Below are 26082 nucleotides of genomic sequence, written 5' to 3'. Positions count from 1 at the left end.
GACATAAATTTTCAATTTTACTAGTATAGCAGAATGCTATATTTATTATACCAAACGTTGTATTTATAAAGAAGTCTATTTCCTATGGAGGCATCATGTCCACACAACATATTAATATTCAAATTTTCGGACGCTCATTGAGCGTCAATTGTCCGATAGAGCAAAAAGAATCCCTGTTAGTATCAGCGCAAGCACTTGAACAGCGCCTACAAAATTTAAAAGATAAAAGTGGAGTAGTAAATACTGAGCAGCTTATTTTTATAGCTACACTGAACCTATGTCAGGAATTAATACAAGAAAAGATAAAAATACGTAATTATGCATATAATATGGAAAAAAAAATAAAAATACTGCAACTAAGTCTCGAGAAAACATTACAGGATCAAGTAAAAATTATTAAGAGACAGATTATATCTATTGAATAAATTGACTCAAAAAGCAATTTTTAAAATATGAATCTATAAAAACTAAATTAAATTTCTTTAGAATGTTCATAAAAAAGTAAATAACTTGTAACTCATATTTCAAATAAATATAATATAATGATTATACTGACAAGTATATCGCATACACTCAAAAATTTTAAAAATTTCTACGGCTACTTTCCAGTCTTCCACTCTCAATTCAAAGTGAAAATAGTGTAGAACATAATATCTTTCATAATATTAATTATTATCTCTAATTGTATTTATTGTAGATGCCATGAAATTAGTGAAACTTTTCTAGATAGAATTATGACTTCCTTAATACTTGCATTGACATATGACACAATCAAAGAATTATCTTATCAAGAGAACATATAAATATATGGCCATAACATACTTTATTTTTTATTATCATTATAAGAAAAATTCTTTTATTATGATTATAGAATTTGCCATTATGTATAAACTGCCAATTACTAAAGTATAACAAGCATCGCAGAATCATTTATTATATTATGAAAATTCTTATCCATTACGTATTATAATTAATATTATTATATGTATTACTATTAAAACAATTAAGGATATATCAGTTCTGCTAAAAAAATATTTTACAAAAAACAAATGAAACCTTAATGTACTGTAAATTATCTATTATTGTGTTTTTATACAAATCTTAATCATCAAAAGTTTAAAATTGTTCTATAAACTATATCAATAATACATCAATACACAACCGTCAACGTTTCCAAGACCGTTCTAAATAAAATCGTTGACTATTTTTTACTAAACATTAACATCACTAAACCACGATTAGTAATAATCGTTGAAATATAGATCACAAATGTTTCTAAAAAGATACTTATCTTTTACTGCTATGCGAAAAATCAGATATTATTCCCAATCATTATAAACACTCTTTCAAACGATACTTAATATGATATAATCACAATATTCTGGAAAAGAATATAAACTTCTAACATACAATTGCGTTATCTGTTTAGCTAAATTGTTATGGAAAATACAGAATTAATGATTTAAATAATTTTTTGACCTAAAATACCATATGCAATTCAGTTCAATGAGACGATACTACATTATTTAGTACTAAAGTGCAAAATAATAAAATAAATATCTCTTACATACTATCATAAAATATACAGTAAATTTATATATGATCTGTAATAAATACATAAAATAGTTACTTTTTGATTGTTATTCCTTTCATACACATAGCAATATATAAATTTTAATGTCCTTTTATATTAAAACATTATTTTAATGATGTAAAAAATATAATAAATACTAACAATAGTAAAACTATACTCTTAAAACAAGATGATAGCTAATATAAAAGCTCTACATCTAAGATGTATGATATAGTCTAATGCAATTATTTTTATGACATATAAACATTAAATCAATTAACACATCGAAACATATAAAATTAATGTATCAATTAAATTGAATAAGCTAATAACTTATATAATTTGTTTATAAAATAATACAACATTTATAATCATATAAACAAAAAATAGAATAAATTCAAAAATATAAAATAAAATATATTTTAAGATCATATTTAATATTTTTCTAAAAAAAAGACCTAAATAATTAATACTAAACTAACAAAATAAAACCAAGAATTAAAATAACTTTTACAATTTGTTAAAAATTCTGTAAGATTTTTTACTTAACTTAATGTATAATAAATATATTGTTACTTTAAGATAACTTCATAAATATAAAGATATATAATCTGGAACTATTTTACTTAAATTATTAATATATGCTGATATATCTTTGAATGAACATTAGGATTTTCGCCAGTAAAAGATTATCAAAACATGTTGTCTATTTATGAAATTACTCATCATCACTGCAATAGTATTAAGTCATCCTTAAATTTTATCAGATCGTGTTTTTATATGCTAAATACTTTTACTAAAATAATAAACTCTTATAATCTATATCTGTGTTTTTACGATTTTTCATATTAAGAACTAAACATTAGTATGTTTTTTAACTAATGCTAATATTTTAGTTCGCTACATTAATACTTCAATCTTTTTCCATTACGCATTCTCTTTCTGTAGATTTTTATTTTTAAATTTCATAATAATATATATTTCTTTTTCTAAAAAATTTCTTAGAATAATACCAATTCTGAAATCACGTAATAAAGTAGAGAAATTAATAAATATTTTATACATGAACATCTTAAGATTTGTATAATTTTTCTCATAAGCAATAAGCATGTAATTTATTAAAATGTTTCTTGAGTATTATTCAATATTTTAAAATCTTATAATAATAAGATATACAAGATAATTGCATTTAAAAAATTCTATACAAACTTTTTCAAAGGTTAAAGTCATATCAATTCATTCTGGTTTAAAACTATTTACTTCAACAATTTTGTAATTACATTCACTCTATAATATTCCCGAAAATAATAGGAAATGATAAATTATTTAAATGATGTTAAACAATTAATAATATTTAACTTCAGATGAATTAAAAATTAGTTTATTAGATTAATATTGTATTACTTCACTAAAATAATATAGTTTAAACTTCATATCAGTTTTTTATTTTTTTAACTTTACCTTATTGTTAGCTTATTAAAATAAGTATTTGTCCTAGCAAAATACATGAGTCACGAGAAGCGCATGAAAATGGGTAAATAATACAATATATTAATTGTAATCTTTCAATTTAGTATAATAAAATCGATAAATTATTTTGTGACAATTTTGCAACTAAAATTTAAATACATACCTCAAATACGACTCTCTATACTTATTCACTTATCTTCTACATAAATTTCTCGCCTCATCTCGTAAGGATGAAAATGACTTTTTAAAAAATCATGCTGATACGTCATGAATATACAAATATAACTACTATTACTTCTGTTAATATATAAATAAAACTTGAGAAAAAATACTCATGATGCACACCAGGTATTATCATTTTAAAATGCTTAATAGCTAAAATTTTAAACTGTAGATATCATAAAATATATCAACATATTATTTTTCTATTGTAAGTAGCAATGATAAAAGTATCATAATCTTGTACTCAACTGTGATACTTTTTACCATAATCAGTACAAAAATTTAAGACATAAAATAATTGTAAATTAGATCAAAGACCATGTCTGATATAACCTGTTATTTTATAACAATATATATAATACCAATATTTACTTAACCTAATTAAATATTAAATATCAATTATAAATGCAAGCATACATTACAGGGGTAATTTTATTTCATACTATCATTATCTATAATTACTAAATGCATTGTCAAAATTGTTATATCTAGTAAATTGTACGTACATAATTAAAATCATTGACTTCTTGATAGCTATATGACTTATCATACCTTAATATTGCTCATGAAATTATCATCTTATATAGATGTGCATTAGAAATGTATGAAATAAAAAAATTCTAAGATATATAATAAAGATAGTACGATATTTAATTAAATAATAAAAAACTGCAATTCAGAAGATCATAAATAATTACAACAACAAAATCTTACTTTTTATGCACGATAAGCTAAGTTACTAAATATTTAAAACTAAGTTGTTAATATTGCAAAAATTAGATACAGCCTTAATTGTTTTTCATCAATCACATGACACTAATGAGATGAATAATTTATATCAGTCATCATTTAAGTGAATGCCAATTAAAGTTTTCCTAACAAGACATATACTTTTACTAAAAATTAAAATTTTATTTTTTAAAGTTATTAGAAAATCAGAAGCTTTAATTTTAACGACTACATCATAACCTCTCACCCAAATAATGTTAACCTTACTATTACTACTGTTATTTTTGAAGTGTTTTTAAAACTAACGATAAATTACGATCTTTATACTTTCTGCTTCCAAAAAGAAAATTTTAAAACCAAGTTACTCAACTTTTCATTAAATAATTCAGCTCTTACTGTATTATAGTTATAATAACAAATTATTTATTATCTTTACATTAATAATATATCATAAAAATCTCATTAAATTAACATTCTCCTATCTAAATCATGATAAGACTAGCTGATGTCCTTATTTTTTATTTAATATCAAAAATTTTTTTAACACTAAATAAAATAACTTATTTTTATTTTCTATAAATAGAATTTTATCTTTACATATATAGTTTTTTATTTTTTAATAAATACTTTTAAACTAAATTTATTATAAAAAATTATTAAATAATAATGCATTCTTAAATATTTTTATATTTTAAATTATAATATATAAAATTTTCACATAATTTAATTCATGTTTATTAGTTCGAATCTTTTTATGTATATCAATAAATAGTTAATATTTTATAAAATTTTACTCGATCATGATCAATATTAAACTAATATTGCAATTTAGCTATTGCAGAAAATAGAATAGCATTCTAATATTAGAATAAATTGGCCAATAATTAAATTTGAGATCAAGAAAATGAGCGAATATTTAAAATCATTAAATAACATCCGTACTCTTCGCGCTCAAGCAAGAGAAATTTCTTTAGATGCACTAGAAGAGATATTAGAAAAACTTACTGTCGTTGTGGATGAACGACGTGAAGAAGAAACTAAAATTCGCGCGGAATTAGAAGAACGCAACCGTAAATTAGAAAAAGTTCGTGAAATCATTCTAGAACAAGGGGTTGATCTAAAGGAACTTCTACAAAAAATGGATACAAATAAGGGTGTAAATACACGCATCAAACGTGCTGCTCGCCCTGCTAAATATAAATATATTGATGAAAATGGCGAAGCTAAAACATGGACTGGTCAAGGTCGTACTCCAGCTGTCATAAAAGTTGCTATCGAAAAAAAAGGTAATTCTTTAGATCATTTTTTAATCTAAAATCTTTCATTTATAGAAACGCTCATTTATAATGGCGTTTTTATATTTATCATTTATATCAATTAATCTTCAATCTTCTTTAAAATAAAAATAAAAAATATTCTTATTTAAATTAAAATATTTTTATCTCGAGAGATTTTAATTATTAAAACTAGTATTAGAAAATAGATAATATAATTATATTCATAGATAGAATTTAACACTAATTATTTATTATTTTATATAAATACTTATTTATCTTTTATTAATTCACTATTTTAGTAAACTTAAATATTAAAAAGAAAAGTGTTTTAAACTTATTTATTATCAATTGCTTGATAAAATTTAAATACATACATCTTATAAAGATGATATATGTATTTAAAAATATATAACTAAAATCAAAAAATATATTCATTAATGGACATTTAATGATTTGATAACATTAATTATTAAAATAAATCTAATTTATTTAAGTTTATCTTTTATTAATTATTTATAATAACCAAGAAATAATTTTATGCATTACAATTATTTATTTTAATAGAAAGATTTTTTATCCACTGAGTAAAATCTTCACCTAATATATCATGTTGCAAGCCATATTCTACAAAAGCTTTCATGTAACCTAATTTATTACCACAATCATAACTTTTACCATGTAAGTGATATGCTTCTACTGGCTCAGTATTTTCTATCATTATTGCGATAGCATCTGTTAGTTGAATTTCATCACTAGTGCCTGGAGCAGTTCTTGATAATGCCTCCCAAATTTTTTCTGATAGTACATAGCGACCAACAATAGAAAGATTTGATGGTGCTTCTTCTTGATTAGGCTTTTCAACCATACGTATAATACGTTTACTATCACCTGGCAATAAAGACTGCCCATTGCAATCAACAATACCATAATTTGATACTTTATTTTTAGGAATAGGTTTAACTAATATTTGACTTGCGCCTGTTGCCTTAAAATGATCTAACATTTCACTCAAATTATATTTTGTTAAATCTGTACTGTAATGATCTAAAATAACGTCAGGTAAAATCACAGCGCATGGTTCATCCCCTACCAGGGGTTTGGCACATAAGATTGCATGCCCTAAACCTTTAGCGATCCCCTGACGCGTTTGCATTAAAGTAACATGTCTAGGACAAATAGACTGAACTTCATCAAGTAACTGACGCTTAACTCTCGTTTCTAAAATTGCCTCAAGCTCAAAGCTAGTATCAAAATGATTCTCAATAGAATTCTTAGAGGAATGAGTTACCAATACTATCTCATTAATTCCAGCAGCGATACACTCATTCACAACATATTGAATTAAGGGTTTATCAACTATTGGCAACATTTCTTTAGGAATAGCCTTAGTCGCAGGCAACATTCGCGTACCAAGACCTGCTACAGGAATTACAGCTTTCCTTACTGTTTTACTTATTATCTTGATCATAAATTTAGAATCCTTCTAAAAATCTATGCAGTATTTTTTTTCTTCATCACAGCAAATCATCAATAGTAGCTTGAAAACTCAAGTCGGATATTAAATACCTTTCATAGTTTCCATGTTTAGTAATATTTTTCTTGTTAATCAATAGAAATTCCAACACTTTAAGATTATTAGTCAACTTAAAATATAAAGTTAATTGTTTTCACTATTTCAATAATTAAGAATGGCATATGATGTATATTACTTATAAGACATTTTTATTATTATTACCAAACGTTTGAATATATTATTTTATACATAACAGTTTTTTTTCTGCAAGCTTAGAGGGATTCCAAGGGCCTTAATTATCCATACTATTATTATTTAACTATCATTTTATAATAACGATCTTAAATATTGATGATAATACTTAGCTTAATATTAATAAAAATTAATACCTGAATGATTGCCTTTTTACGAGTTATATTTATAATCTTAAGACTTTCGCACTTACATCATTATAAAAAAGAGTCTGAATATTTTTTTCAAACTACTTAAATAAAGATCATGAAACATATTTCAATTTCGCCCTACTCAGCTATAATCTTTTTTATATTAGTTGATTTTTTAAAGTTTCAGATATTAATATAAATATACAGTAATCTTGCTGAAAACATCACTATAGAATATACTTCATCTAGCAATGAATTTTTAGGCAATAGATTTTTAGAATACATAATAATGCAAAAACACCTAGTACCGATCGACTTCACAAAGTTTATTACATTTCACTACTGAGCAATATTTAATGTTTAAAAATATTTTCAGCTATTATCACTGATAATACTAAAATTTCTTATTTTGATAGCGAATATAAAATAATAACATTATAAAAACTATTAATATTTTTATTATTTTCTATATTTTATAGTAAAATAAGTTAATTATTACTAATATCTCTAGATTTTAAGATTTATCAACAATCTTGTTCTCTAATATTATATCAGGTTTAGTCTGAGTAATAAATAGCGTCACAACTATTTTTAATGATCTTATTATATAATAGAAAGTCTTTCGTACTATAATATGCTAATTATGTTTTAAATATACAATTGTCTACTTATGCAAAACATTTTATGTGAAGTACATAGTAATCGATATAAATTATAAATTTCTTTGAATAAATAGTCTCATTCTTCAATTAAGTGAAACTACACTTTCTGAATTACCACTTAATTTATGAGCCATTCTCAGTAGCTAATACTGTTTGTACAAAACAAATTTCGGTAGTTTTAAGCTTAATAATGCTAATCATTGTTCTTACATTATGAACATTAACCTAAGCATATTTTATTTAACCTGGAGTTACACTAATGAAAGCTCGTAAAACACTTGCTAATGCTATCCGATTTCTCAGTATAGATGCAATTCAACAAGCAAAATCAGGACATCCTGGCGCACCTATGGGCATGGCTGATATTGCTGAAGTTCTGTGGCGTGAGTACATGAATCATAACCCTGCTAATCCAATCTGGATAAACCGTGATCGTTTTGTCTTATCAAATGGTCATGGATCAATGCTTCTGTATAGCATACTACATTTAACTGGTTATGACTTATCTTTAGATGAGTTAAAAAATTTTCGTCAACTTAACTTTAAAACACCAGGCCATCCTGAATACAACCATACTTTAGGGGTTGAAACGACTACTGGCCCATTAGGACAAGGTATTGCAAACGCAGTGGGTTTTGCTATTGCAGAGCGTACATTAGCAGCACAATTTAATCGTCCTGGTCACTCTATTATCGATCATCATACTTATGTATTTATGGGTGATGGTTGTATGATGGAAGGCATTTCCCATGAAGTGTGTTCACTAGCAGGTACATTACAACTTAATAAACTCATTGTTTTTTATGATGATAACGGTATTTCTATCGATGGCCATGTACAAGGTTGGTTTACTGATGATACCGCAACACGCTTTGAAGCTTATGGTTGGCATGTGATCCGTAATATTGACGGTCATAATACAGATCAGATCCATGAAGCAGTTACTACAGCACATAATGAAATAAATAAACCAACACTAATTATATGCAAAACCATTATTGGCTTTGGTTCACCAAATAAATCAGGTACAGAGTCTATACATGGAGCACCTTTAGGTGATTCTGAAATTATAGCTACTCGTGAAGCATTAGGTTGGAAGTTTAGTCCATTTGAAATACCACAAGAAATTTATCAAGCATGGTCTGCACGCGAAACAGGAAAAGAAAAAGAAAAGAAATGGAATGAAAAATTTGCAGTATATACTAAAACATTTCCTGACTTATCTAAAGAATTTACACGCCGTATATTAAGAAAATTACCTAGCAATTTTGATAAACAATCGAAAAAATTTATTCAGTATTTACAAGAAAATCCAACGAATATTTCTAGCCGTCAAGCATCACAAAATACATTAGAAGTTTTTGGGAAGATATTACCTGAGCTTATGGGAGGCTCAGCTGACTTATCACCAAGTAATTTAACTATGTGGTCGGGATCTAAACCTATAAATCAAAATAAAATAGGTAACTACATCCATTATGGTGTTCGTGAGTTTGGAATGTCCGCTATCATGAATGGCCTTGCATTATATGGTGGTTTTATACCTTACGGTGCAACTTTCCTAATTTTTCTTGAATATGCACGTAACGCAGTGCGCATGGCAGCCATAATGAACATTCGTAGCATCTTTGTTTATACACATGACTCTATTGGTTTAGGTGAAGATGGTCCAACTCACCAACCTGTTGAGCAATTAGCAAGTTTGCGAACAACACCAAATATACACACATGGCGTCCTTGTGACCAAGTCGAATCTGCGATAGCATGGAAATCTGCTATTGAGCGTAAAGATGGCCCAACTGCACTGATTTTCTCTCGTCAAAATCTCGAACAACAACCACGTACTACTCAACAAATAACAGACATTTATAAAGGAGCTTATATTTTAAAAGACTGTGAAAATGAGCCAGAACTTATTTATATTGCAACAGGCTCAGAAGTGACATTAGCTATAAAATCAGCAGAAAAATTATCTGCAGAAGGTTATAAAGTTCGTGTGATTTCTATGCCATCAACTGAAGTTTTTGATACACAAGATGAGATATATCGTGAAACTGTTTTACCTTCACAAGTTACTAAACGTATTGCAATTGAAGCAAGTATTACAGATTATTGGTTTAAATATACTGGATTACATGGAGTGATCATTGGTATGAACTCATTTGGTAAGTCAGCACCAGCTGAAGATTTATTTATAGAGTTTGGTATTACTGTTGAAAATATCGTCTTAGCAGCAAAATTGTTACTAAAATCATCTAACTAACAGCTATTTCTACCTAAAATTATTAAGATGTATATCAATATCAAGTAAATTTTTTTATAAGTACAAAACTCTCTTTTAAAAGAGATTTTGAGCCTTCATTATGCTAATAAGAGAAGATAAGAATAATATTTATACTAAGATTATTAATGATAACTAATATGAAATAAACACACATAAATTTTATGTGTTAAGACTTATTTTCTGTATAGTTTCTATTTTATTATTGTATTGTATACATATACAACTTCACCTAATACTCAATCAGTTGAATTATTTGGTTTTTATTTTAAGTTATATAAACATTTTAACTACTCAGTGAAACACGTTATTTCTTTAATAATTACAACATGCTAAGTATGTCTTTTAATCAATAGCAACTTAGTAAATTTTACACTAAATAGTTGAAGTGCATATTTAAATTTTTTCTTACAATTAGCTATACTAATGACATTTTTAACTCAGATAATACTGTTCAACTTTTTCAGTTTGAAAAATAAAATCAAAATATAGCATGTGTTGGATAAACATTATCTCAAATTATCGTTATTATTTTATGAAAATTACCTCATAATACTTCATGTTAATCATTATCTATTGCTAATAACTCTTTATGCATGTAAATCATTTTAATACAAACTAACAGATATTAAAAAATATTTTTATTTATGCGGTGAGTGACTGTGACTGCAGTAACATAAAGTAAATTTTAAATATCTACCGTAATGCATTGTATAAAATCAAAAATCTCTTACCTTCTTGATAGGTTTTACAAGACCCAATTCTTTCTATTAATACTAATTTTATCAATTATCATAAATTTTTGAAATGCTTATCTCTATTGATGGAAAATTTAAAATGTTCGTTGTTAACGCTATTTCTGATATACTAGGCTATAACTTTAGAAGTTTTTCTTTCTAATATTTTCAAAAAAAATATATATTACTTTACTACAACACAATTAGTTAGGATGTATTACAAAAAATAATTTGTAGAATGGATAGAATCGCAAAAATGTTTTATACACATACACTGTTTAAAGTGTATACATTTATCAGCTGAAAAGCATTACGTTGTAATGTATTAACAATTTTTTATACTAGTATTATTATTAATTTCTAATTCTAAAAGAATATATGAATTCATTAAGTGTAAAAAAATTACATAAGATTAATAATAAATATTTAAAATTTTTAAAATCTCATTTTAATGAAGATAATGTTTTTGAGCTTTATTAACTTTAACAAGATAATTACGAGACTCAGAAACTGGGTGCTTGCTTAATAACATTTCATAAACTTGTCGAGAATTTAATTGATTAATCTTCTTCACAGCATATTTTTTATCACTATGAAAAATGCGTAATACACGACTTGCTCCACTATTATATGCAGTGATTACAGCATAACGACGTGAGGCTTGATTTTGAATATCGCCCAGATAGTTATTTTGTAAAATAGCAAGATAAGCTGTACCCATATCAATATTTTTTTCAGGATTAAAAAGATAGTTGCGACTAGGTACGCCAGATATACCTTGAGAGAGAAAAACATCTTTTCCTGCAGTATGTTGCATAATTTGCATTAAACCCAATGCATTAGAACGACTTACTGCGTAAGGGTTAAAGCTCGATTCAGTTTGCATGATAGCAAGAATCAAAGACTCATCAATACCATATTTAACTGAAGCCTGTTTAATATAAGATAGATATTTACGTGCACGCGTATCAAGATGATGAGGAACTAATCGCATAGTAACACGCCAAATAATATGCATTCCTGACCGCCTTCTCTGTATTTTATTGTTCACTAAATAATCTGCATATTTCATCGCATGCCCCTCCCAATGAATAAGTTGAGAATTATTATCTAATACTTGTTCAAATAAAAAAGGCTTTTTACTATGAGTAGTAGCATTAGTATAAGAATATAAGTCTATAGAGTTCGGATTGCCACTCATTAATAAAGTCGTGATAATAGCTTTTTTTAGATATTTTTTGGGTTCTATAGAAGAAATAGTTTCTATTGTGATGATCCCTGCATCAAAGTTAATATGACTACGAGTACGATATGCATCAGTATACTTTAGATAATCCTCAGAACCTGCAACAAGAACCTCTTTGATTCCCCAAATATTTTCAATATTATGAGCGAATTGACCCATAAGGACATTAAAACTATTAGTATCTTTTAGATAATTAAGACTAAACCCTTGTTGTCTAGAGCAGGATATAAGAAGAGGTACTAGCAATGTTAAAACTAACAATCTTTTCATACTTATCCATAGCATTAAAGAAAAATCTATATTCGTCATACTTCGAACTGCACTATTGTGAATGTACATTCAAGTTCCTTGAGTAATATAGAGTTTACCTACGATTCCCTTTGATACATTTACTTCTCGTCTGTATAAAGCTCAAATTATTTAAAAGTATATTTGCTTATAAGGAGATTAATCAATTATTTTTAGGTATGTAGGCATTAATATTAACCCCCCTTTTTTTAAATAAAAATTTTATCATCTCTTCTTCTAACATTTTAAGATGTTTTGAGTTCAGAGTATTCAGTTTTTTATCATTAATCAGCATGGTTTGCCTTGTCATCCATTGACTCCATGCTACTTTTGAGATTTCATTAAAAATACGCTCCCCCAACTCACCAGGATAAATCTGAAAATCTTGCCCATCAGTATTACATTGTAAAAAAGTGCAAAAAATTTTTCTACTCATGGTTTGTCCTCAGAATATTTAATGGTATAGCAAGCTGTTGTAATAAATTTTTAATCGGTGATGCCAGGCCAATTGTTGCACCACGATTTAAATCGTACCATAATCCTTTGTCATTATTAATAAATGAAGTCAATGTCTGAATACTAACTTTTATAGGAATAATATCTAAATGAAAATGGCTAAAAGTATGACGAAAAATCATTAATTTTTTTAATGTATCATGATGAATAACTGAATTAGTCAGCCATTCATTCATTAATTCTTGTGTATCAAATTGTGGAAATGAAAACAGCCCCCCCCATATACCAGATAACGGACGTTGTTCAAGCCAAACTTGATCGTTATATTGTACAATTAATACCCAAGATGTTTTTTTTGGAAGCTTTTTTTTTAGTTTTTTTTCTGGATAGAATAAGAATGAATGATTAGTATAAGCCACACAGACTAAGTTTAATGGACATAATTCGCATTTTGGTTTACTACGAGTACATACTATTGCTCCTAAATCCATCATCGCTTGATTAAAGAACTCTACATCTTTTTCTGGTGTGATATGAGTACTAAGCTCCCAAAGATAATTTTCAACATTTTTCTTACCAGACCACCCTTCTACTCCATAACATCGAGACAGGATTCGCTTCACGTTTCCATCAAGTATTGGATAGTGCTGCTGTTGTGATAAAGACAAAATAGCCCCTGCTGTTGAACGACCAATACCTGGTAGGGATACTACATCTTTAAATGCCGTAGGAAATTTTCCTTGATAACGTTCCGTTATTTCTTTTGCTGCTTTATGAAGATTCCGTGCGCGTGCATAATAGCCAAGCCCAGTCCATAAATGCAATACTTCATCAAGAGGCGCATTTGCAAGAACTTTTATATCCTGAAAACGTCGAATAAATTTTTCAAAATAAGGAATGACTATGCTAACTTGAGTTTGCTGTAACATAATCTCGGAAATCCAAACATGATAAGATGTTTTTTCTTTTTGCCATGGTAAAGCTTTACGACCGTGTTTGTTGTACCAACTAAGTACTACGTGAGAAAATTGTTGCGCTTCCATTGATTGTATTTTTATTCATATATTTAAAATTGATAAACCTTAATGATCAGTATTATTATAGATTGCAACATAAATTTCAGTAACTGTACATTAATTATTGTATAATCAAATATAAACTTATAATTTTTACTAGTAATTTTCTTGGAGTTTTGAAAAACCTTCTATTATTTTATCATAAAACTTATAATAAACTTTTCATTAATAATTTTACTGATATATTAAAATAATTAATACACCTAAAATTATTCGAGTTATCTATAAGCGTAATTAACAATAGATTGAAATATAAAATATTACTTTTAAACTAACTATATTAACTTAATTATACACTAGATTCTTAAAATATTTCTTATAATGTTTAACAATGTCATCTCCCCTAAATATAATAAAAAAGGACGGATTATACGACGAATTTGTAGTTTTGTCCGCCGTTCAGGATATTTAACTCAACGTCAAGACAATGCACTAAAAAATATATGGGCAGAAATGGGTATTGATTTTATTGCAGAACCTTTTGACTTGACTACTATGTTTAATAATCAAAACCCTATTGTATTAGAGATTGGTTTTGGTATGGGTACTTCTTTAGTTATGATGGCATCTAAAAATCGAGATAAAAACTTCTTAGGAATTGAAGTGTATACACCCGGTGTTGGGGCATGTCTCGCTTTAGGAAAAGAAGAAGAAGTAACAAATTTACGTATCATATGCCATGATGCAATTGAAGTACTTGATTATATGATCCCAAATGAAAGCATATCAATAATTCAGCTATTTTTTCCAGATCCATGGCATAAAGTGAAACATAATAAACGTCGTATTGTTCAAATGCATTTTGCTAATAAAATCCGTCATAAACTTGTGATCGGTGGTGTTGTCCATATGGCAACAGACTGGGAACCTTATGCGAAGCATATGCTTTCAGTTATGAATAATTCTATAGGCTATAAAAATGTATCATCATCCGGGAATTATCTGCCTCGCCCAAAAACACGACCAGAAACAAAATTTGAACAGCGTGGTCTTCGATTAGGTCACAATATATGGGATTTAATGTTTGAAAGGACTAAATAATTATTAAAGCAAAAACGTAATTTTAGTCTATGTAAAACATTACATATTAATATACTCAAAAAGATAAACATTATCATACCATATAGTTTTGAAGAATATACATGAATCCGAAAAAGTTGATCCGGAAAATCATACTTTAATTGTAGCAATTATTCAAGTAAATAAATTTGATTTTAAAATGAGAAAATACTATAGCCAGGCTATATCATGTATTTACAAAATTAGAAATATATAAAAAAATATTTCATTATAGTGAAATATTAACTAATATAAAACATAAATGATATCGTGATTTCAGAAATATTTAATATTTTATAAATATAAGCTGTCACCCATTTTAATCTATATAAAATAATTAAAATATACATCTAAGAGATACAGTAAGCTATAAAGATAAAAATTAATAGCAATATAGAAATTATATCATTGAATAGTTCAACTAATAAACTGTATTTAAAAAACACAATTTATACCCTAATTTCTATTATTACAACATAGTAAATATCTTATTTTTTAAAAATTCAACTCAATCGAGTTAATTTTAATATTTCGTTTAAATATCATGCTTCTTTTTCCTAGAATTATCATGACATCTAATATAAAAAATATTCATCCAGTAGAGATGATTGAATAAATACTAACGAAGCTAATAAATGATAGTTATTTCATCTTTTAAATTACATCTCAATTAGTCATTCTTACGAATGATAAAACTTAATAATGTTACACTATGTTATAAACACGTTGTTGTAACTTTGAAAATAATAACATTATTTTATATAGTAAAGCTTTTAAACTTATTGATAATCTTTAAACTGCATTATTCTAATATCTACTATTAGAATAAAAAATAACCATACCAACATTATTTAAATAACATTTTACATATCAAATACTTGTTACTTAACAAAAAAAATAAACATTCAAGATGGTTATTATTCATGGAAAGATTTAGATTCTTTTTACATATTTTTTAAGAAGTTTCTGATAGAATATTCCACGTAAATGTTTTAGAATAAAAATTATATTTATTACCACTTCAACTTTACAAAACAAAAAACTAAAAAATAATAGAGTGGTCATTTAAAAAATATGCTTAAATAAATTTTTATCATCAATACTCAGAAATACTGATTACAGTTTTCTTACATAGAACAATATATCAATGTAAATAATCAAGATTTTATTAATGCAATTATAATCAAGATAGATTATATTACGGACAAAACTCTGTAATAATTGTTTATCTCACACAATAGTTCATGAATATACGTACAAAATTTGTTAAAAATAATATTTATATAAATTAATTTTTTTTGGATGAGACATGTTATATATTACTTTATGTTATTAAAATAACATAAAGTAATATATTCTATATCTTTCATGTCATCTCTAATTTTGATATATTCATACACACTTTAAAAAGTTCCTTAAAATTAACATCAATACAAAAAACAGTAACAATGTTTAAAGGCTTGACTCTAGTTTACAAATTTAGTATTTACTGTCTTATTCTTTCATACGAAATACTAAATATTGTTTGAAATCAACTATATTTTTAATTAATTTTGAAAAATTTTAAATATACATGTGTATTTAACATTTTTTTATAACAACAATAAAGTATGCTCACTTATGTCATGATCACTACGTAAATCACCAAAATCAACACGCAATAATTAGCAAACACAACGATCTAAAAAACTTCAGTTATTAAATAATTAACATCGATAAAGTTAAAAATTGAAAAACACTACTACATAGAGCTAGATATTAAAATTATTTTATTTTTTACTAGTGAGTATAGTACTGTATTGTGGTTGTATACACACAGATAATTGACTCTATTAGTAAATAACATGTTATTCACTCCACAACAATTAACTCATTTCTCAATCTTTACACATAAATTAGTATATATACTACAGAGTAATTATAATATTACTAAACCTTCGAATATTAAGTTAAAATATAGAGAATATGTATTTCATATATTTGAAAGTAATTACAATAATCAAGGCTTATAAATTGCAAAATTTTTAAGAATCATACTTAAATATATTTACCTATTATAAATATTTTTCCATGAAGTACTACATTCTTATAGTGACACAAGACATGTTGATGCACGTAAAACATTTCAAAGTATTACTTACAAAGCTATTACAACTCTTCCGATTTTTCACCTATAATCAAGATAAAATATGCAAACTACAGTTAGATATATATAAAATATACGTTTTAAATACAAATTAAAATTATTAAAGAAAGATTGATTAACTTTTAGTAGTAATGAGTTCAATATTACAAACAGGCTATGTTGCTCTTTTTTTCTTGAAAGTATCTTTTAAAGCTTTTCAATTTACCTAAAACAATAAGATTTAATAAGATAATATTATTAAATTTGCATTTAATATTGATTTTTAGTACTATTATCTTTTTAAATAAAAAATTAATATCATGATTTATATACTATTTTTTAATAAATCTAAATAGCATCGCTTTCAGTTATTAAGTATTTTTTAAAAAAATCTATAATTACTTATTATTCTGATTAATATAAAGGCATCAGTTTAAAAGGTAATATTTTAAGAAATATTGCCATTATTTATTTTCAATATTTAGTTTTAATAAGAAGTAATAAAACTGAAGATTTAGTGATTCTGCATACTATAATCTTGTTCAATCTAGTCAGTGTTGCACTATCTTTTAAAAAATACAATGATAAAAGTAAAACCTATTTTTATTCTTAAATATCTTTTATTAAAAAAAGTTTTTAAAACATTAATTACGCTTCACTAAATGAAATAATTTAATGAATATAAATAGAAATCAGAGAAAATCTATTAATGCATTCGTACATTCTATCACCATCATAAATAAAATCAACCTCCAATCTCGACATTAATATTAGAATGATTTCACTTATTTTTAGTGAGTAATGTAGAAAACTCTAAAAATCACCGGAAAAATCCTCAAAGATTTTTTTACAATAACAACTGAACCATTTAAATTCAAATTATAATTTTTAACATCATAAAAATACTCACCAAAAGATTAAGAATCATTAATATTTGATTATCATATGTAAAAGTTATTAACTGAAATATGATTGATAAATTACAATCACAACTATTTAAATTTTTAATTTATTAGTACAATTTTAAAAGATATGCTTAATATTAATTTTTTTGTAATTAAAATCATATATCTTCTAGTAAAAAAACATTATAAAACAAAAACAAATAATTAAAAAATTTTATTTAATTACTAATTAATATCCTTACAGTTAAAAATATAAAAATATGTATTTTATTTATATACAATGTTAAAATAGATATTTAAATATATTTAAATATATGGATAGAAAATTTTCATTCATGAAATATATATATTAAAAATATATTATATGATCTTTTCGTAATCTATACAATAAAAATAAAATATAATCTTTATTATTTTATTGAATAAACACAAAAGATATGTTATACTTATTTTAAGTAACAGCTTATCAGCTTTATCTTTAAATTTTTATATTCATTATTTTCTCAATTATATTACTACTAAAATATATTACTGTATTATACAATTTAATTTAAATAATTTTTAATTTTTTATATTTGTAACCAAGAGAGTAAAACTAGTAATAGTATATTTACTATCATAATTATTAAATTCTTACTTTTTTATTAATTATTATATAATATATTATAAAATATTTAATGAAATTTAAATTGATTTTTAAAATAATTCATTTAAAAACGCCTTAATTTATGCATGATCATGATTCATTAATTAAGTTTCATGCTAAAATTACTTATTTATTATCAATCTTATTACAAGCTTTTTTTAGAATAATTTATTATTATTTTCCTAGAAAATAATTGAAATAACTTTAATTTTTTATACTTTTTATAATTATGTAATACTTGGCCATAAAGTATAAATATCTTAACCTTATAGTATTTTTTTAAATATTTTAATCTTAACAAGATTAGATGTAAATTTTATGAAATCATTGTATATGATGACTATTTTAATTAACACTTATTAAATACGTTAAATATGTAGTTAAATCACTGTTTTACTTTTATTTTATTGATCAATACAAAATAAAATTTTAAAATTTATTAAAATAAATATATTAAATATAATATTTTATTATATTATAAAATAAGTAATGACAATTGACATGATGCATATTAAATATTATTCATTTAAATTACAAATAAAAATAATTCAGATCATATCAATAGATATTTATATTAATTATATATAAAATATATATACATCAATATTTATTTTTTATTATTTTTTATATGATTTTTTATTAACTTTCAATTAAATTTAATAAAAAATTTATATAAAAAATATTAATATCTTAAAGATTTTTTTTTATATCTAATCATCTTGAAAAAATTTTAATATTGTATACGTATAATCTTAAAATTTATTTATCATATTGATACATAATTAATAAATTAATTATAGTGAATCTCTTTGATATTTAAAATAATTAAAATTAAATCTCAAAAGATAAAAAATAAAAAAGATAGAAATTATAAATACAATTATAATTGTAATAACTAAGCTAAACTAAACTAAAACATCTAAAAATTACAATCTAATAAAAATGAAGTTATTTTTATTTTCATTGAATTAATAAGTAAAAATTAAATTGACATTTTATATTTATCTATAATTAATTTCTACAAAAAAATAAAATTACGCCTAAGTAATTATACTGTCTCACAGAGATTTCTATTTTTTTATTTCAATTTCGGGGATATGATAAATTCCGCATCAGTCAATTTCTCAGTAAAAATATTACCAATTAATAATATTCATATTTGTCTTACAACTGACGCTGTCAGGATACTAAGATTCTATGGAACGACTATTAGTATAAGTGTTTTATTTTTAGCTATTCATGCTTGTATAGGTAGCTTAATTATTCATGTTAATATTAAATTTTTCAATGATTTTTTTTATCACTGTTTACTTATTTTATGTTTTTAGTTTCAAACCTAACAGCGGTTTTACTTAAATAATTAAAAAATTTTTAGTAATGTAAGAATAGCTAAATGATTTTTTGTATTTTCACTATGTATTTAACTTTTTTAGTTCTTTGAACTGTTTTACTAACAATATGTAGATTTTTACGAAACTAATAAATTTTAATGCATGACCTCAGTAGATGTTAATATTCATATTAATTAAAAAGATTATGGTAATCATTTCCTTTTTCTAAAAATATATTATGAAAGTCATGAGCATACTAGCGTTACTTTGTTTGTCCTGCTAACTTTTTGTTTATATAAGATGCTATACTGGAGTGATAATATGTTAAATACATTAACCGTGAGAATATTTTTACAACCATAAAATACTAACAGACAACGTCTGTGACTGATACTCTGGTTAATGATTTCAGTAATAGTGTTTTTGTTAACGATTCCTATCACATTTACATTTTTTATTACTAAATGCAAAGAGTGTAACGAGATACAGCAGAATAACAATGTGCATGCATATTAGCATTCTCACATATTTAACAGTATGCACTGTTATTTTTTTGTATTAGGCTATGTATTGTACTTAAACTCTGTATTACACTTTATGATTAGACGATCTTGCAACAGAAAAATACAACATCAGTATGATAACTATATTTAGAATATTTTGATCAATTTTCATCTAATTTTTTGCTGTTATCATTGCTTCTATTACTATAATTAAATCATTTCTTAGACTTTCTTTAGGTAAAAGAGAAAATTTAAACAGCTTACTTGAACGTACTTAGTATTCAAAATACAAACATTAGTATTCACGCATTAAATGCGTATTACAATTATTTTTATTCTACTAACAATTTGATTAATGTTAAAATCAAAATCCAAGTTTCATTAAATATTAGAGAAAGTCTTGGAGCTCAAATTATTATAAGTGATTATTCTTCATAGCAATTAACGCGATGAATAAAATGTCTTAAATGCGGAAATACTCTAATAAAATAAGCAATATTTTATTGTAAGCATAAATCTTGTTAGTATTTCAACAAAAATTTATAAAATACTCTTCTAAGAAAGATTTATAGGCTGATAATTTCAGTGACAAGTAACTCTAGCAGTTAATTAAAATATAAAAACTACATAAAGAATAAAATTTTACACTGGTACATACTTACCCTGCCTCCCAAAACTATCAAAATATAAAATATCAATGACTAAGATGTTCAACACCTAAAAAGAAATGCTAAATATAATTAGCATATATCATATCTTTTCAATTAATATCAATTCACCTCTCTCGTCAATCGCAAAACCACTGAAAGAAAGTTAAAACTCTCTAAAAAACTAATTTTATAACATTTACTTATGTCCATAACTTTTATGTCTGTCAACATTTATGATTTATTATTTTAATTGAGATAAGACATAGAATAAATATCGTTATTATTATCATTGACACTACTCATCTATATTAGTGCTATTAATGTTTATGTTATTTTTTTAATTACCGTGGAAATAATCAATATTTTTTACTTATCAAAAAATTAAGTAAAATAAATTACTTTTTATAAACGAGTATTATTTTTTTACTCAACCTATATCTACTTCTATATAAAAATAAAATGACTTTTTCTAAATTTAATATAGTAAAGATAATCTATAAAAGCGTATTACTCTCTCAAAAGGTGCATGTATTATAAATAAAGATTATTCAGTCAATCAAAAAAGTATCTAATTCAAGTCTATTATCTATATAAACATGTAGTTAATGTATAAGTAACGCTATAAAAAAACTAAATGATCTATTTTTCTTTCTTAATGTAAAAACGCATTAGTCTTATTTAGTATAATAGAGATTTGCTAATATTGTAGCGCCATATAAGATGTTATGACATAAAGGGTAGAGAAAGGTCTTATAAACTAAAAGTGTATTATTGAGACCACTACATCTTCCTTAGTGTATTACTATTATATACCCAAGTAATTTGTGATAATGACAATATAAATATCTAACTTATAAGTATAATTGATTAAATTAATATGTATGTATGAGCTATAAATAAGGATCCCATGCTGTACAGCTGTATGATAACGGTACTAAATAACAGCACTGACAAGATCAAACATGCTGTTGTTATAATATATGATGATAAATATAAATGTCTTATAAATAAAATAAATATATTATTATTTTAATAACTGGCGTCATCATTGCTCTTTATAAAATGAATATATCTATTTTAAATACTACGGTTGATTATCAATCAGACATTGGTTACAATCTTTGATTGCTCTTGCAGATCTTACAGATTTAAGAACAATAAGTTCTGAAAGAATCTTTATTACCAATTAAAATTTCTATCAAATATAAATCTTCTTTTAACTTGCAACCATGTTAATGAACCAATGCAACTCACTTGCATTGAATACAATACCCATAGATTCACTAAAAAAATCATACAATGCATGTAAGTTTACATCATATAATGACTTCAGAACTTTACTTAGATAAAGTCATTGAAACTATACACGAAACAAATAAAGATCTCCATACTAAATAACGTCAAAAATCTCAAAATGATGTCACTATTAAATTAATATACAGAAACAATTGCGTTATTATTTAATATTACAATTATTTTAAAATAAAGGATTCATTTTTTCGTTTTTATTATTTATATTCATGCTTAATTTTTAAATAACAATATACTTTTTAACTATTTTTAAATTTTATTCATATCATTTCACAATATGGCTAAAATAAAAATTAAATACATTTAGTTCAGCCCTACTCAAGCGCTGCTCTTAAATTATCATAAAAGAACAAATCATTCTCATGATTTTTAGGTGTTGACTATAATTTTTCTTTAAGAAAACAAAAAAAATAATTAATATTGATGTTATTAACGCTGAACATCAGAAGATTATAAAAATATTATAAAATTGACATAATTTATTATTAATTTTGTAAATCAATGATTTATTTAATTTTAAAGTTTTTAATAAAACAAAAATATCCTTATATAATAATATTTTTAAATACTTATTTAATCATTGTTAATATAAATTATTAATTTTAAATATTAGTAAAGTAAATAATAAACATACTTATTCTAAGGAAATTTCAAGAATAATAAGAACATACTGTAAAATAATTATTGATATAGTGAATATACTAACAATTACAATCGATATTGCCGTAATTATTATTGAGCTTCTCAATAAAAATGTCACCTTAGTCTCATCAAAAGTATCCTAAAATACTTTAATATAATACATGTATTTTTTTAACCCCGACTTAGTTTTGATTAAGATAATTAAAATTTAATAAATTTTGAGGAATCTATGCTAAATCTTACTCTAACGTAATAGATATTGAGGTATTCTGATTCAAAAAACTATTGATAAGTATATATTATAATTACCTACAAATCTCTAGAGACAATAACGAGAAAAACTAATTTAGTCATGCTAACAATTAAAAATAAATTTTATATTTTTTCTAAAATACATTTTTAAAACTTACTTTTTATTTTACACGTATTATTTAATATAAATAGTCTGTTTAAAGAAAGTCTTAGAGAATTCAACAACATCATCCTTATTTTAAAATAATCGATCAATCTTTCTATCTATACACATAAATTCTATCAAGCATTGTGTCATGATCAAACTTTCAAACATCAAGTCACAAAACATAAAGTAATAATACTTTAGAAAATTTCAAATAACTATATTAATTAAAACTGATAGATTTTTCTCAATGTTTTAACAAGCACATTTAGATCTTTAACTGTTGTTAAGTATGTTACTATAAAACCCCTGCATTCTTCTATTGATAAAAAGAATCTTTTATATGCTAATAACGATCTTGATCGTTGACTCTATATTAAAATATGTATAACCAAAACAATCAAACACATACAAAACATTTGTTTTAAATTCAAATTCAAATTATTTTAAAAAAATTAATAGCACTGAGATAACGATAAATGAAAATTATAGGGTAGTTATTTTATTATGTACACTTACTTACAGTACCTTTCAAAACTTCTCACGTTTCATGAAAAAACTAAGATTTAGTAAAAAAATTCTATTTCACTGAAAATTGATATCTATCTTTAACACTATCATTTTTCTATTTCATGATTCAAACTCACTGAAATAGTGGATTTTCTGCATTCATCTGGAATAGAATCATTATAAATTATTTAATATCATTAAAACTATGACTATACATATAGTTAATATTATACTAAAATATCTCACAGAAAAAAATGAGATACACAGTATTATATTTTATATAAATCGTTATAGTATTTATCTTTCAAGTCCTAATATAACTATGTCAGTTTAAATCAAGTCTTAATTATAACTAATAAAATTTAACTTTATTTATATGTTACATAAAACACATAATTTCAGTAATTTTAAAGCATTTAAACTATTTGATAATTTATAATGTTATAAATGATGACTCTTTCTATTTTAAAAACTTTGTACTCTTATCGTTATTCTCATTATTAAAAGATAAGTTAATATTTCATAAATAAATCTATTATGAGAAAATTAAAGATAATTAGAAAACTTATCTATGAATTTGTATACTTTAGTATAATCACCACTGAAGTTAATCACCAGGATTAAGATGAAGATAATAACTCATTCAATTCATTTATTACAATGAGAGTAGAAGCTCTTCAGACAATGAAACGAGCACTCCAGAAAATACATTTAATTTCACAACTTAATTTTATAAAACGAACTATTTTTTACAAAAAGCATGAAAACACTTTTTAAAAAATGAACATAGTTAAGATTTTCTTACTGATAGCTAAGATTGACTAACTGAGATGTAATTTTGAAATAAAAACTGTCACCATGAAGCTGGTGTATTTATATTTTTTTAAAATATGCCTAAGTATTCTTATCTCTTATTTAAGATAAAATACTTCTACGTAAAAAATCCTTATGATCTCAAGTGAATTTTATAAGCCAGTAAAGTAATTCAGGTTTGATAATACTAATTATGTGTCTTTGATCTAAAAAAAATCTAGGAAAACAAGATTACTCATAAAAATTATGATCAGTGTTCACAATTTCTCGTGTTAAATTAAACCATGTATTATGATAAATTCTTAAATTTCTAATACAATTCCATTCATTATATGCCAAAAATAAAAAGACATCTAGATAAATTTTAATATAAAAAAATTACTGGTATCTGTACAGAATATTACGTAAATAACTATTAGAGAAAAATCTTTATAAATTATTTATCATTATATCAATTCTTTAAAATTAATTAAAATAAAGCTCTAGAATGACAAGACTCTTCAGTAAATTAATCTTACTATTAAGCATTCATAATCTTAGTATTAATATAATTGAATATAAGCACTTCTAAACTAAATTAAATATTTTAGTAATCACACTGAAGTTAAAAAAACATCGTTTTTTCTTTAAACTACAAAGTAGCTTATCAAGCTTATTTAACCAACTAAAATATTGCAAAACAATCGATTATTATTCAATAATTGAATCATATTTCATTATGAATTATACTAGTTCTATATAATAGTCAAACAAATATCAATACTCATTTTTTTGTTTTTCATCTAGATGTTTTAATAACGTCTCCTATAATGATATACATAACAATCATCTTAAACCGATTAACAATCGTCATTTAGATAATGACGCTAAGAAATGTTGTCGAAGATTGAATTCTTAATATCTCACTATTCTCAATGCTAATTTGATAATCGCCATCATATTATAAATCATGGTTAATATTTTGAATTAGAAAGCTGATGCTACTCTTTATTTGTTGTATTATTTAAGTTACTTAACAAATTTTTATTTAAGTGACATTATAATAGACTATAAGTATAATATATAACCTCTGCAAATAATGACGATAGAGATTGCTTTATAAATTATAATTCTGTAAAAATTAGCTAAATAGTATCAATGTTATTCAACGATAGATTTTAAATCGAAATAGTAAAATTACTTAAATCTATTCATGAAAATAGATCATCAATTTTTATATTATTATTTTTATAGGAATATTAAAAATAAAAACTTCTGAACAATTAATGCGTACTTAT

General features: G+C 24.3%; 8 protein-coding genes. 4 read left to right on the top strand and 4 right to left on the bottom strand.

Features of this window, described 5'->3' with window-relative positions; translation table 11 throughout:
* Positions 1-95: 95 nt before the first annotated feature.
* Positions 96-425 carry a cell division protein ZapA gene (gene zapA, locus GFV14_RS01205; protein ID WP_457914523.1) on the top strand — a complete coding sequence of 110 codons (330 nt, stop codon included), beginning with the start codon at positions 96-98 and terminating at the stop codon, positions 423-425.
* A 4473-nt stretch (positions 426-4898) separates the two neighbouring features.
* A complete protein-coding gene (locus GFV14_RS01200; protein ID WP_457914522.1) occupies positions 4899-5309 on the top strand; it encodes an H-NS family histone-like protein in 411 nt (136 codons plus the stop codon).
* A gap of 497 nt (positions 5310-5806) precedes the next feature.
* Here GFV14_RS01200 and galU read toward each other — a convergent pair whose 3' ends face one another.
* Positions 5807-6739: a UTP--glucose-1-phosphate uridylyltransferase GalU gene (galU, locus tag GFV14_RS01195; RefSeq protein ID WP_457914521.1), complete on the bottom strand. Its 933-nt coding sequence runs from the start codon at positions 6737-6739 to the stop codon at positions 5807-5809.
* A 1349-nt stretch (positions 6740-8088) separates the two neighbouring features.
* Here galU and tkt point away from each other — a divergent pair.
* Positions 8089-10092, top strand: a complete 2004-nt coding sequence (gene tkt, locus GFV14_RS01190) for a transketolase (RefSeq protein ID WP_457914520.1) — start codon at positions 8089-8091, stop codon at positions 10090-10092.
* A 1203-nt stretch (positions 10093-11295) separates the two neighbouring features.
* On the opposite strand, the gene mltC is transcribed toward tkt, so the two are convergent.
* The 3 genes from mltC to mutY all read right to left on the bottom strand — a co-directional run bounded on the left by mltC (position 11296) and on the right by mutY (position 13880).
* Positions 11296-12363: a membrane-bound lytic murein transglycosylase MltC gene (gene mltC / locus GFV14_RS01185; protein WP_457914665.1), complete on the bottom strand. Its 1068-nt coding sequence runs from the start codon at positions 12361-12363 to the stop codon at positions 11296-11298.
* A 181-nt stretch (positions 12364-12544) separates the two neighbouring features.
* Positions 12545-12817 (bottom strand): oxidative damage protection protein, encoded by a 273-nt coding sequence (locus tag GFV14_RS01180; RefSeq protein ID WP_457914519.1) that lies wholly within the window; start codon positions 12815-12817, stop codon positions 12545-12547.
* Positions 12810-13880: an A/G-specific adenine glycosylase gene (gene mutY, locus GFV14_RS01175; RefSeq protein WP_457914518.1), complete on the bottom strand. Its 1071-nt coding sequence runs from the start codon at positions 13878-13880 to the stop codon at positions 12810-12812. Before mutY ends, GFV14_RS01180 begins: the two co-directional genes overlap by 8 nt.
* 354 nt (positions 13881-14234) lie before the next feature.
* On the opposite strand from mutY, the gene trmB reads away from it, so the two are divergent.
* Positions 14235-14954, top strand: coding sequence for a tRNA (guanosine(46)-N7)-methyltransferase TrmB (gene trmB, locus GFV14_RS01170; RefSeq protein WP_457914517.1), 720 nt, complete (start codon positions 14235-14237; stop codon positions 14952-14954).
* Positions 14955-26082: the final 11128 nt, after the last annotated feature.

The organism is Candidatus Hartigia pinicola (assembly GCA_020541205.1).
Classification (GTDB): domain Bacteria; phylum Pseudomonadota; class Gammaproteobacteria; order Enterobacterales; family Enterobacteriaceae; genus Hartigia; species Hartigia pinicola.
Note: the sequence above shows the minus strand (reverse complement) of the source record. Positions and strands in the feature narration are given on the sequence as shown.

Bases quoted from the DNA above. Each gene is read 5' to 3' on its own strand.
- zapA (WP_457914523.1), top strand. From the start codon at position 96: ATGTCCACACAACATATTAATATTCAAATTTTCGGACGCTCATTGAGC.
- GFV14_RS01200 (WP_457914522.1), top strand. From the start codon at position 4,899: ATGAGCGAATATTTAAAATCATTAAATAACATCCGTACTCTTCGCGCT.
- galU (WP_457914521.1), bottom strand. From the start codon at position 6,739: ATGATCAAGATAATAAGTAAAACAGTAAGGAAAGCTGTAATTCCTGTA.
- tkt (WP_457914520.1), top strand. From the start codon at position 8,089: ATGAAAGCTCGTAAAACACTTGCTAATGCTATCCGATTTCTCAGTATA.
- mltC (WP_457914665.1), bottom strand. From the start codon at position 12,363: ATGAAAAGATTGTTAGTTTTAACATTGCTAGTACCTCTTCTTATATCC.
- GFV14_RS01180 (WP_457914519.1), bottom strand. From the start codon at position 12,817: ATGAGTAGAAAAATTTTTTGCACTTTTTTACAATGTAATACTGATGGG.
- mutY (WP_457914518.1), bottom strand. From the start codon at position 13,880: ATGGAAGCGCAACAATTTTCTCACGTAGTACTTAGTTGGTACAACAAA.
- trmB (WP_457914517.1), top strand. From the start codon at position 14,235: ATGTTTAACAATGTCATCTCCCCTAAATATAATAAAAAAGGACGGATT.